Below are 12015 nucleotides of genomic sequence, written 5' to 3' on the forward strand. Positions count from 1 at the left end.
TAAGACGCACAGAATGACGACAGGCCGGTACGACGGTCTCCGGCACTACAGTGGTTCGGAACGTAGGGCAAGCAGCAGGGAGCGCATGACGTGCGGCCGGTAGGGAGCAAGTACCTCCTTGAGGAACCGCTGGGGCGCGGCGCCACGGGGACGGTGTGGCGAGGACGTCAGCGCGAGACGGCGGGCGACGAGGCGGCCGTCGCGGGCCGGCCCGGCGAGACCGTCGCGATCAAGGTCCTCAAGGAGGAGCTGGCCGGCGACCCCGACGTCGTGATGCGCTTCCTGCGGGAGCGCTCCGTGCTGCTCCGGCTGACCCACCCCAACATCGTCCGAGTGCGCGACCTGGTCGTCGAGGGTGACCTGCTGGCGCTGGTCATGGACCTCGTCGACGGCCCCGACCTGCACCGCTACCTGCGGGAGAACGGCCCCTTCACCCCGGTCGCCGCCGCCCTGCTCACCGCCCAGATCGCCGACGCGCTCGCCGCAAGCCACACCGACGGCGTCGTCCACCGCGACCTGAAGCCCGCCAACGTGCTGCTCCAGCAGCAGGGCGACCAGCTCCACCCCCTGCTGACCGACTTCGGCATCGCGCGCCTCGCCGACTCCCCGGGACTGACCCGCACCAGCGAGTTCGTCGGCACGCCCGCGTACGTCGCGCCGGAGTCCGCCGAGGGCCGCCCGCAGACCTCGGCGGTCGACGTCTACGGCGCCGGAATCCTGCTGTACGAGCTGGTCACCGGCCGTCCGCCGTTCTCCGGCGGCTCGGCCCTGGAGGTCCTGCACCAGCACCTGAGCGCCGAGCCCCGCCGCCCCTCCACGGTGCCCGACCCGCTGTGGACGGTGATCGAGCGCTGCCTGCGCAAGAACCCCGACGAGCGGCCCAGCGCGGTCAGCCTCGCGCGCGGGCTGCGCATCGTCGCCGAGGGCGTCGGCGTGCACGCCAACCCCATGCAGATCGCCGCCGCCGAGGGTGTGGGCCACGTCCTCGCCCCCGACCCGGCCCCGACCGCCGTCCCCGGCTCGGGCAGCGGCGCCGACGCCACCCAGGTGCTGCCGCACGGCTCGGCGGCGGGAGCGGGCGGACCGCAGGGGGCGTACGACCCGAACGCCGCGACCAGCGTGCTCCCGCACACCTCCGGCGGCCCCGGCGGGGCCGATCCGACGGCCGTCATGCCGCCCGTGCCGCCGCACCGGCCCGGCGGACAGCAGGACCAGTACGGCCAGGACCCGTACGGGCAGCAGGGCGGGGAGCCGGAGCAGCCGCACCCCTGGCAGACCCAGCTGCGTGCCGCCCGGGACCGCAACGAGCAGACCCAGATCCAGTACCTGGACCCGGACGAGGACCCCCTGCGCCGCCGACGCCCCCAGCGGCAGGTCGCCCGGCCGCAGCAGCCGCCCCAGGGCGGCTACGGCTATCCGCAGCAGGCCCCGCAGCGGCAGCCCCAGCGGCAGCAGTACGCGCCCCCCGAGCACCAGCAGCCGCACCAGCAGCCCCAGCGGTACGCGCCGCCGCCCGCTCCGGAGCCCCGGCCCCGCCAGGCGCAGCGCCCCGCCCCCGAGCCCCGGGAGCCGCGCGCGCCCCGGCAGCGCGGCGCCAACCCCATGAAGATCCCGGGGCTGGGCTGCCTGAAGGGCTGCCTGTTCTCGATCGTCATCATGGTCGTGGCCGGCTGGATGATCTGGGAGTTCACCCCGCTGCAGGACTGGATCGGCACGGGCAAGGGCTACTGGGAGCAGCTCGGCGACTGGTTCACCACCGTGACCGGCTGGATCGAGGACCTGGGCAGCAGCGTCTCCGACGGCGGCGGCGCGAGCACGGGGACGGGCTGACCAGCCCTCACCCGGGGTTCGATCCCGGCGAGTTTGCGGATTTGTCGACATCTGACGGGTGATTTACGTCCCCGCGGTGAAGGTTGGCTCGTCCGACGCGTACTTTTAACGACAACACGCGTCGGTAGGAGCAGCCTTGGCACGGAAGATCGGCAGCCGGTACACCGCCCACCAGATCCTCGGGCGGGGCAGCGCCGGCACGGTGTGGCTGGGCGAGGGCCCCGAGGGTCCCGTCGCCATCAAGCTGCTGCGGGAGGACCTCGCGTCCGACGAGGAGCTGGTGGGCCGCTTCGTGCAGGAGCGCACCGCGCTGCTCGGCCTGGACCACCCGAACGTCGTCTCCGTGCGCGACCTCGTCGTCGACGGCAACGACCTGGCGCTGATCATGGACCTGGTCCGGGGCACCGACCTGCGCACCCGCCTGGACCGCGACCGGCGCCTGGCCCCGGAGGCCGCCGTCGCGATCGCGGCCGACGTCGCGGAGGCCCTGGCCGCCGCGCACGCCGCGGGCGTCGTCCACCGCGACGTCAAGCCGGAGAACATCCTGCTGGACATGCAGGGCCCGCTCGGCCCCGGCGGCTCGCACCACGCCCTGCTGACGGACTTCGGCGTGGCGAAGCTCATCGACATCCCGAAGCGGACCCGCACCACCAAGATCATCGGCACGCCGGACTACCTCGCCCCGGAGATCGTCGAGGGCCTGCCGCCGCGCGCCGCCGTCGACATCTACGCCCTCGCGACCGTCCTCTACGAGCTGCTGGCAGGCTTCACCCCCTTCGGCGGCGGCCACCCCGGCGCCGTGCTGCGCCGCCACGTCACCGAGTCCGTCGCGCCCCTCCCCGGCATCCCCGACGAGCTGTGGCAACTGGTGATCCAGTGCCTCGCCAAGGCCCCCGCCTCCCGCCTGCGCGCCTCCGAACTGGCGGCCCGCCTGCGCGAACTCCTCCCCCTGCTGGCCGGCATCCCCCCGCTGGACGTCGACGAACCGGACCCCGAGGCCGACGACGACTCCGAGGACCCGGACCGCACCGCCGCACCCACACCCCCCTCCGCCCCCCGGGCACGCCGCGGCGCCGTCCCCCTCGTCCCCGGCGCCCGGCCGGACTCCAACCGCGACACCCACACCTCGATGCGGGTCCCGGCCCCCGACGAACTCGCCGGCGGCGCCCACGGCACCGCCCGCGTCCCCCGCCCCACCGGCGCCCCCCGCCCCGGCTCGGCCCGCGCCCGCGCCGCGGCCCGCCGTCGCCGGATCACCCTGACCGTGGCGGGCACCGCCCTGGCGGCGGCCCTGGGGGTGGGGGCCTGGCTGGCCACCTCGGACGACGGCTCCACCGACCAGCCCGAGAACGGGACGACCACTTCGGCCCCGGCACGGCCGTAGCGTGCGGCGCGTTGTTCCCCCTCGTCCCCGGCGTCGCCCTCGCAGCGGCCTTGGGGACGAGGGCGTGGCTGGCCCCTTCATGGACGACGCTTCCGACGACTCTCCACCGGCCCCCGCCACGACATCGGTCCCGGCCGCGCCGTAGCGGCCCTGGCGACGCTCAGTCACCTCACCGGGCCGACCGGCGTGAAAAACCCTTGCCCGCACTCGAACGTGTGTGCGTACGATGATCGCTGCGCTCGGCGGAGGAGCCTGACCACTCCCGCTGACGAGCGCGTCACCGGCGACCGGGGGAACACCGTCGCCAAGGGGGAATGCGTTGTCATGCCGTCACACCGATCAGCCCTGAGCCGGCCTGGATCCGGCCAGGCGCTGCTGACGTCTGCTCTTCCCACTCAAGGCCACAGGCAGTTCCCAAACGCTTCGTCGGGTTCAACACCCGTGTGCCAACGAAGGAAGGGGAGTCCTGTTGCGTCCGAAGCCGTGGCCGAGCAGGTCACGTTCACGAAGGCCTCAAGTCCTCACGTCTCTTGTCTCGTCCACCGTGGCCGTAGCGGTCCTGAGTACCTTGGCGGTCCAGTCCGGACCACGGGAAGGAAACTCGCAGGACGCCACTGTTCCGGTGGCGGACAGCTACGACGGCTACGACGTCAAGGCGGCCGAACAGCTCCGTCTGGACCAGTGCACGGCCGTCGACGCCATCCGCAAGGGCGGACCCAACCTGTCGGCTCTGGGCCGGAACGCCGTCGCGCTTCCGGCCAACCAGCTCCACGAGGCCCTCGGCTGGGACCCGTTCGACGGCGACAGCCCGATACACAGGGCCTTCGACGCGGATGACGACGCCAACTCGGCCTGGCTCAAGAAAATCAATGACACCTCGTACGACATCTCCAGCTCCGTCACCGGACTCGACGACTACCCCGGTGCCCCCGAGGGCGGAGACGAGACCTTCGACCGGATCGGTCTCCTGCCGTGGCTGTACCAGTCGTTCCTGAAGCCGGCCGACATGCTGTCCCTGTTCTACGACCCGTCGCCCCAAGCCGACCGGAAGACCAAGGACGCCGCCGTGGCGGTCGGCGACGCGCTGTACGCGTCGGGCGGGACCTCGCAGGAGCAGGCGGCGTGGAAGCTGTGGAAGAAGAACTCCGGGGAGATCGAACCGAACAAGCTTTTCGTCCCCCGGGTGTTCGCTGACGACGCCCGCATCTTCCTCGCCTCCGGAGGCTTTCCCCGCACCGCTGCTGCAACCGGCACTCCCGAGTTCCGTATCGCGGTGGAGGATCTCAAAGCCCGCTTCGCGTCCTGCAACTGGCATGACCCGATCGACCCGAACCGAGTCCTCGGCAAGGAGGTCGCTGCGGCGTCGGCGGAGTGGCAGCAGGAGATGGCCTCGCAGGCCGACCAGCGGCAGCAGATCCTCGATGCCGGCGCCACCGCTTCGAAGGCGCTGCAGGACGGTACGTTCGCTTTGGGGCAGTTGTTGGGCCAGGCATGGGTCGCCGATTACATCACTCGCTGGAAGGACTACTGGACTGAGGGCGGTCTCGGCTGGATCGGTGACGCGGACCTCGTGATCGAGGCCGCCGCCGACTCCGGGCAGTGCCTCGACGTCCAGGGCGGCAGGAGGAACAACGGCACCCCGGTGCAGCTCCACGCCTGCAACGGGTCGGCGGCTCAGAAGTGGCGGCTTTACCACCACGGCGGTGGCTTCGCCCTCTCCAACGTCAACTCCCAGAAATGCCTCGACGTCGGGGATGGCGGCAGCGCCAACGGGAACAAGGTTCAGATCTGGTCGTGCGACAGCGCGAAGGCGCCTCAGTGGGCCTTCGACGTACGCGCCGTGACCGCGTTGCGCAACGTAGACACAGGCAAGTGCCTGAATTTCGGGGCGCTGGCCGGCGGCCAGCTCGCCGAGCTCTACACCTGCAACAAGACGCAGGGACAACACCTTCGGATCGTCCCGCAGGGACACACTGGCACAGCTCCGTCGGCCGATCAGCTCTTCGGCGCCAACAGAAGACTCATCAAGGCGCGGACGAAGGCAACGGTGCACTTCGTCGCGCTGAAGAATCAGTTGGAGACGGCGAAGGAGGCTGCTGCCACTTCCGACACTGCTGTGCAGGCCGCCTACGCAATCGCCGACAGTAACGGCACGCCCCGCGGCCGGGGGCTGATCGCCGGACAGCAGAAGGCTCAGGTCACCAAGGGCACGGTCGCCGCACTGGAAGCGATGGTGAAGGCCGGCGAGACCGCCCAGGCAGCTGCCAGGGCCTCCGCCGCCGACAGCGAAGCCATCACACAGCGCGCTCGCGCGCAGGCCGCTCAAGTGCGTGCGGAGTTCCGCAGGGAGGCCGCCGAGGAGGCGGAGCGACAGGCCAAGGCCGCCCGTGACGCGGCGAAGCTGCACCGCGACAACGCCCAGAGGGACGCGGCGACGGCGAAAGCGAAGCTGAACGATGCCCTGAAGGCGGAAGCCGACGCGAAGGCGGCTGCCGCAGATGCTCACGCCAAGCGGCTCGCCGCCGAAGCGGAGGAGCAGACGGCCAGGGCCGAGAAGGAAACCGCCGCCGCCAGACAGGCGGAAGCGAACCAGCACAAGCAGAACGCCCAGGCCCAGGCGGCCAAGGCGAACGACGCGAGAGCCAAGGCAGAGGCCGCCGAGAAGACGGCCGCCGAGAAGCGTGACTCCGCGGTCAAGGCCCGCGACCACGCCCAGGCCATGCGCAACGACGCGTGGGACGCCGAGCAGAAGGCCAACGCCGCCCGCGCGAAGGCTGACGCCAAACAGGCGTACGCGGATTCACTCGACGCGGGGGAAGCGGCAGATGCCGCTCGCACGGCCGCGACCGACGCCGACAAACACGCGACCGATGCGGAGAACGCCGCCGTCACAGCGCGTTCCGAGGCGGACGCCGCCACCAGAGCCGCGGCCGAGGCGGACGCCGCCGCCACGAGGGCGGAAGCCGCGGCGAAGCGCGCACGGGCCGACGCGGACGCCGCGAACGCGGCGAAGCTCAGAGCTGATGCCGCTGTCGCGACCGCCACGTCCGCGGCCGCCGACGCGATCACGGCGTCGGAGCACGCCGCCCGGGAGGCCACGACGGCGGTGAAGCTCGCCGACGAGGCGGAGCAGCACGCCAAGGACGCGCAGAAGCAGGCCGACGGGGCCAACGCGGAAGCGGGCAAGGCCCGAGCCGCCGCCGCGAAGGCCGCCGGCTTCGCGTACAGCACCGCCCAGGCGGCGGCGGACGCGTCCACGGCAGCCGCCCAGGTAGCCAAGCCGGCTAACGACGCCATCGAGATCGGCGCTCCGTACGTGGACACCGACGCCGTCGCGGGTCTGGTCGTCCTCACAGGGCAGGGGGCGAAGACGGTCGCCGAACGGCAGCAGGCCGTCGCGCAGGCGCATGCAGCGAATGCCAAGGCCGAGGCAGAGGCGGCGCAGCACCTAGCCGACCAGGCCGCCGGTGACGCGAAGCAGGCGTACGTCCATGCGGCGACCGCAGCGAGTTACGCGGCGACTGCCCGCCAGTATGCCAAGGAAGCCCTCGCCTACTCGGCCGAGGCGGCAGGCTACGCGGCACAAGCCGCCACCAGTCTTGCCCGCGCCGTCGAGTACGACCGTCAGGCAGCAGCGGACGCCGCAGCGGCGGACAAGGCAGCCGGCCGTGCCGAGGGCTACGCCAAGGATGCCCGCGCCTCCGCCGACCAGGCCGCCCTTGATGCTGAGGCCGCCCGCACAGCGGCATCCCAGGCCGAGCAGGCGGCGAAGGACGCCCGTGCTGCGGCGGACCGTGCGGCCACCTTGGCTACCGAGGCCGAGCAGGCTGCGAAGGACGCTGACAAGTACGCCGAGCAAGCGCAGGAAGCGTACGAATCGGCATTGAAGAAGGAGGCCAACCGACAGGTCGCCACAGGAGGGGCCACGGGCGTCGGAGGCGTGTTCTATGTCCTCGACGAGGACACAGCCGAGATGGTCAACGGCAAGCAGATCGGTACATGCCCGTCCAACGCCGTCATTGTCGGTTGCGACGCCAGGTACGAATTCATTCTGGACGTCACCGCCGACTTCTATCTGTGCAGCGACGTGGCTGCTCTAGCCACGGCTGAGGGCTGCCCGAAGGCCGCCTGGACTTACCTGACCACCGAGCGGATCCGGACTGACCCCTTCGAGTGGGACCACCACTTCACGGGCCAGGACATCATCAAGGCCGGATGGCAGGCGTTCTTCGGCGACAAGCTCGGCGCCGTCCTGTTCGAGATCGTCCTTGGTGACGTCTTCGCATGCTGGCACGGCAGCAAGAAGGCGTGCGCCTGGACTGCGGCGATGTTCCTCCCCCTCGAAAAGCCGCTCGGCGCCCTCGCCGACGCTGTCAAGGCCCTCGACGCCGCCGCCAGAACAGGCATCGGCTTCGAAGACGCCTGGAAGGGCTTGCGCGCCCTCAGCCTGTCCGATGAAGCCCTTGCTGGCATCGGAACCAAGGCTCTCAGTGACCTCGAAGAGGCATGCGCGAAGGGGAGTATTCGTACTGCCGCCTTCAGCGTACGTGTCGCAGCTTCCGGTGCGCGCGTCTGCCCCAACTGGGCTCAGCTAGGAGGTCCGGGAAGATGGAGGTGGGAGAGGGAGGCAATGAAGTCTGATGCCCCAGAATTCCTGTACCAGTACGAGGTCACGGGCAAGGTCCCGTATGGTTTCGTGTACAAGGTCCCCGCAAAAACCCCGAGCGGATATGTCAAGTTCGACGGCTTCCAGAACGGAACTCTCATCGATGCCAAATACCAGGGCTTCGGCAAAATCATCGACGACAGTACCGGAAAGTTCAAACCGTTCGTAACGAAGCCGATCAACGAAATGAAGAAGCAGGTCGAAGCAGCAGGGGGTATTCCCGTCGTGTGGTATGTGGCTACACAGAGAGGTGCCACCGCTCTTCAGCATGCGGTCGCCGACCACGGGATCAAGGGGATCAAGATCGTGTACCGGCCCGCCTCATGGCAATAGGGGAACATCCGTGAGCTACCAAGTGTGGATTTACAAGTTCGTCGATGGGGCAGCAGACCCTGTCCCGGTTGACAAGGACAAGGTGCGGGAAGTCCTTGCACCGTACGATGCGGGGGTGCAGGGTCTCACGGTCGACGAGGATGGAAACCTGCAATTCTGGGTCCGTGCTGCCGACGGAAGCTCCGCCGACGTCACCACTGACGAGTACTGCGTTTCCTTCGACCGCCCAACTCGTGGCGAAAGCGGCAGCGTGACAGGCGTCTTCGGCATCGTTGCTGAAGTGGTGAACAGGCTGGGAGCCGTGATTCTCGACCTGAGTGCCGGCAGAGCCTTGTGCCGGGAGGAAGAATTGACTCATCTCCCTTCGGACATGCGGGAGGACGCCGTTGTCATAGAAATGACAGGCGAGCATGTCGAGGCGGCCCTGGTCGGATCCTCGCGCTGACTTCGCCGTTGATCACCGGAAGCCTGGTACCTCTTCCTGAGGTTCCAGCACCGCGTAGTCACCGAAGGTGCGGCGGTAGCGCAGGTGCCGTGTTTGTTGGGAGTGCCTGCGCTGCCACTCCTCCACCTGGGACGGATCGTGGTGTACGCCGGACCCGGCGCCGCAGTCCTTCTCGTCGCCGGAGACGCAGCGGGCCTCGTACTCGGGCATCGCCGCGGGGTCCTGGACGATCGAGTACGGGACGTAGCGGAAGACGCGGCGGGTCCGCGTGGCCGGGTGGGCCTGCTCCTGGTGGCGGCGGATCAGGACGTTCGCGTCCGTCACTGCGCTGGCATCGTGGCGGGCGCGGGCCTCGTCGCGCCGGGCGGCGAGTCCCGCGCACGTCTCGCAGCCGGGGGAGGGGATGGGAGGGCCGGCCGGGTCCTCCTGGCCCGTGCGGCGGTTCGCCGCCCGTACGCCGGCCCGGATCCGCTCCTCCTGCGTGGCCGGGCGGACCCGCGCCGGATCGGCCTCCCACTCCCGGCCGCCGCCGACCGGCCGCAGCATCACGTACGGGCCCGCCTGCCCGCGGTACTCCCCGACCTTCCGCGCCACCGGGTCGAAGACCTGCATACCGGGCTCGAATGCCGTCGTTTCCATCCTGGCTCCACACCTTGCCAATTACTCTGTGTATATCGAGCGTTGCTCAGTGCGGCGTCCGGTCGCAAGGGCGGACGAGTGTCATTGATCGACTGACACAGGGGGGGCGGGGCATGAGCCGACGCAACGCGGACGGGGGCGCCGGGGTCACCACGGCAGCCGTCTTCGGTGAGGTGCTGAAACATTTCCGGGAGGCTGCCGGTCTCACGCAGGGCGCGCTGGCCGCGCAGATCCCGTGCGACCGGTCCCACGTGGCCCGTATCGAGGCGGGCACTCGCGTACCGACGGACACGTTCGCCAAGCAGTGCGATGAGTTGCTGGGCACGGGCGGGGTGTTGGGGCGTCTCTGGGGGAAGATCGACTGGTATCCGGAGGTGCAGCATCCGGACTGGTTCCAGCGGCGGGCTGATATGGATGCGGAGGCGGTGGAGCTGCGTGCGTACCAAGAGCGGGTTGTCCCGGGCCTGCTGCAGACGCCTGACTATGCGTGGACGCTGTTCTCGCGTGTCTTGAGCGATGACCAGGCCGAGGTGCGCGTCCGTGCTCGGCTGAGTCGGCAGCAGCGCTTCTTGTCCGGCGACGGTCCGCTGTACGTCGTGCTGCTGGACGAGAGCTGCCTGCGCAACATGGTGGGAAGCGCAACAGTCATGTGGGACCAGTACGCACACCTGCTGGAGGCCGGGCGATGCCCCAACATCTGCATCCAAGTGGTTCCGCCGGATGCCCCGGACATCCGGCGCCCCAACGGCTCCATGTCGCTGATCACGCTGCCGAAGGGTGAGCGCTGGGTCTACTCGGAGTCGCTCGACCGTGGCCACTTCAACAACGATCCGGCCGTCTACCTGCGTCACCTCCGGGCCTATGATGTGCTCAGGGCGGACGCTCTGTCAGCCCGCGATTCCGCCGCTCTGATCAGTGACGCAATGGAGAGGTGCGAGCATCATGAACAGGCCCGGACTCGGCGCGGCGACCTGGATCAAGAGCAGCTACAGCGGGGACAACGGCGGCGACTGCATCGAAATCGCCCCCGGTATCCCCGGCGTCGTCCCCGTCCGTGACAGCAAGTGTCCCGACGGCCCGGTGCTCGTTGTTGGCCGGTCGGCATGGTTGGCGTTCGTTCGGGCCGCTCGGTGAACAGGCCCGAGCGCGGCGCGGCGACCTGGATCAAGAGCAGCTACAGCGGGGACAACGGCGGCAACTGCGTCGAAATCGCCCCCGCTATCCCCGGCGTCGTCCCCGTCCGTGACAGTAAGAATCCCGGCGGCCCGGTGCTGACCGTCAGCCGCGCGGCCTGGGTCGCGTTCGTGGCGCGTTACGGAGCGTGACCGAGGGCGACGTCGGGGCACGCCGGTTGGCGGAGCCGTTACGCTGGGAGGCGTGGCAGTCGTCGATGTATCCGAAGAGCTCAAGTCCCTCTCCTCGACCATGGAGTCGATCGAGGCCGTTCTGGACCTCGACAAGCTGAGGGCAGATATCGCCGTGCTCGAGGAGCAGGCGGCCGCGCCGTCCCTGTGGGACAACCCGGACGAGGCGCAGAAGATCACCAGCAAGCTGTCCCACCTCCAGGCCGAGGTGAGGAAGGCCGAGGCCCTGCGCTCGCGGATCGACGATCTCGCCGTGCTCTTCGAGATGGCCGAGGAGGAGGACGACCCGGACACCCGTGCCGAGGCCGAGTCCGAGCTGGCCGCCGTGAAGAAGGCGCTGGACGAGATGGAGGTCCGGACCCTGCTGAGCGGTGAGTACGACTCCCGCGAGGCGCTCGTCAACATCCGCGCCGAGGCCGGTGGCGTGGACGCCGCCGACTTCGCCGAGAAGCTGCAGCGGATGTACCTGCGGTGGGCGGAGCAGAAGGGCTACAAGACCGAGCTGATCGAGACGTCGTACGCGGAGGAGGCCGGCATCAAGTCGACCACCTTCTCCGTGCAGGTGCCGTACGCCTACGGCACGCTGTCCGTGGAGCAGGGGACGCACCGGCTCGTCCGCATCTCGCCGTTCGACAACCAGGGGCGGCGGCAGACCTCATTCGCGGGTGTCGAGGTGCTGCCCGTGGTGGAGCAGTCCGACCACGTCGAGATCGACGAGTCCGAGCTGCGCATCGACGTCTACCGGTCCTCCGGGCCGGGCGGTCAGGGCGTCAACACGACCGACTCCGCCGTGCGCATCACCCACCTGCCCACCGGCATCGTCGTCTCCTGCCAGAACGAGCGGTCGCAGATCCAGAACAAGGCCACCGCGATGAACGTCCTCCAGGCCAAGCTGCTGGAGCGGCGCCGCCAGGAGGAGCAGGCCAAGATGGACGCCCTCAAGGGCGACGGCGGCAACTCCTGGGGCAACCAGATGCGGTCGTACGTCCTGCACCCGTACCAGATGGTCAAGGACCTGCGGACCGAGTTCGAGGTCGGCAACCCCGAGGCCGTCTTCAACGGCGAGATCGACGGCTTCCTGGAGGCCGGCATTCGCTGGCGCAAGCAGCAAGAGAAGTAGCTTTGTCGACATGGCAACCGCCCCCAACTCGGGGGCGGTTGTTGTGTGTCTGGGTTTTACATCACACTCACAGGCCGGAGATCCGGCATAGTGACCGGACCTGGACATTGCGCACGCAACGGCCTTGACGATCCTTTGAAAACTCGGAAGGGTGAAGGCTGGCATGCGTATCTCTGGGGCGCATGTGAACCGGGGGGATTCGCTTCATCTCAGCTACCTCCGTTGATCACGGCC

General features: G+C 69.4%; 9 protein-coding genes. 8 read left to right on the plus strand and 1 reads right to left on the minus strand.

Going from position 1 to position 12015, the window contains the following annotated elements:
* Positions 1-90: 90 nt before the first annotated feature.
* The 4 genes from ACSLTV_RS19030 to ACSLTV_RS19045 all read left to right on the plus strand — a co-directional run bounded on the left by ACSLTV_RS19030 (position 91) and on the right by ACSLTV_RS19045 (position 8658).
* A complete protein-coding gene (locus tag ACSLTV_RS19030; RefSeq protein WP_435612528.1) occupies positions 91-1830 on the plus strand; it encodes a serine/threonine-protein kinase in 1740 nt (579 codons plus the stop codon).
* Between the two features lie 136 nt (positions 1831-1966).
* A complete protein-coding gene (locus ACSLTV_RS19035; RefSeq protein WP_435612529.1) occupies positions 1967-3214 on the plus strand; it encodes a serine/threonine-protein kinase in 1248 nt (415 codons plus the stop codon).
* Positions 3215-3836: 622 nt separating this feature from the next.
* Positions 3837-8213 (plus strand): RICIN domain-containing protein, encoded by a 4377-nt coding sequence (locus ACSLTV_RS19040; RefSeq protein WP_435612530.1) that lies wholly within the window; start codon positions 3837-3839, stop codon positions 8211-8213.
* A 10-nt stretch (positions 8214-8223) separates the two neighbouring features.
* A complete protein-coding gene (locus tag ACSLTV_RS19045; protein WP_432157340.1) occupies positions 8224-8658 on the plus strand; it encodes a hypothetical protein in 435 nt (144 codons plus the stop codon).
* Positions 8659-8670: 12 nt separating this feature from the next.
* Here the strand turns inward: ACSLTV_RS19045 and ACSLTV_RS19050 are convergent, their stop codons facing one another.
* Complete coding sequence (locus ACSLTV_RS19050; RefSeq protein ID WP_435612531.1) at positions 8671-9297, minus strand: hypothetical protein; 627 nt, start codon at positions 9295-9297, stop codon at positions 8671-8673.
* A gap of 113 nt (positions 9298-9410) precedes the next feature.
* On the opposite strand from ACSLTV_RS19050, the gene ACSLTV_RS19055 reads away from it, so the two are divergent.
* Genes ACSLTV_RS19055 through prfB form a run of 4 tightly spaced genes read left to right on the plus strand, consistent with a single transcriptional unit; the run spans position 9411 to position 11781 of the window.
* The gene (locus ACSLTV_RS19055) at positions 9411-10355 is read left to right on the plus strand and encodes a helix-turn-helix domain-containing protein (RefSeq protein WP_432157338.1); all 945 of its coding nucleotides are present in this window, start codon (positions 9411-9413) and stop codon (positions 10353-10355) included.
* Complete coding sequence (locus tag ACSLTV_RS19060) at positions 10318-10431, plus strand: DUF397 domain-containing protein (RefSeq protein WP_435612549.1); 114 nt, start codon at positions 10318-10320, stop codon at positions 10429-10431. Before ACSLTV_RS19055 ends, ACSLTV_RS19060 begins: the two co-directional genes overlap by 38 nt.
* The gene (locus ACSLTV_RS19065; protein WP_435612532.1) at positions 10428-10622 is read left to right on the plus strand and encodes a DUF397 domain-containing protein; all 195 of its coding nucleotides are present in this window, start codon (positions 10428-10430) and stop codon (positions 10620-10622) included. The genes ACSLTV_RS19060 and ACSLTV_RS19065 overlap by 4 nt, the downstream gene beginning before the upstream one ends.
* Before the next feature lie 52 nt (positions 10623-10674).
* Complete coding sequence (gene prfB / locus ACSLTV_RS19070) at positions 10675-11781, plus strand: peptide chain release factor 2 (RefSeq protein WP_432133316.1); 1107 nt, start codon at positions 10675-10677, stop codon at positions 11779-11781.
* Positions 11782-12015 lie beyond the last annotated feature (234 nt).

Origin of the sequence: Streptomyces sp. bgisy159, from assembly GCF_965341775.1 — a bacterium.
In the GTDB taxonomy this organism is placed as follows: Bacteria; Actinomycetota; Actinomycetes; order Streptomycetales; family Streptomycetaceae; genus Streptomyces.

Bases quoted from the DNA above. Each gene is read 5' to 3' on its own strand.
- ACSLTV_RS19050 (WP_435612531.1), bottom strand. From the start codon at position 9,297: ATGGAAACGACGGCATTCGAGCCCGGTATGCAGGTCTTCGACCCGGTG.
- ACSLTV_RS19055 (WP_432157338.1), top strand. From the start codon at position 9,411: ATGAGCCGACGCAACGCGGACGGGGGCGCCGGGGTCACCACGGCAGCC.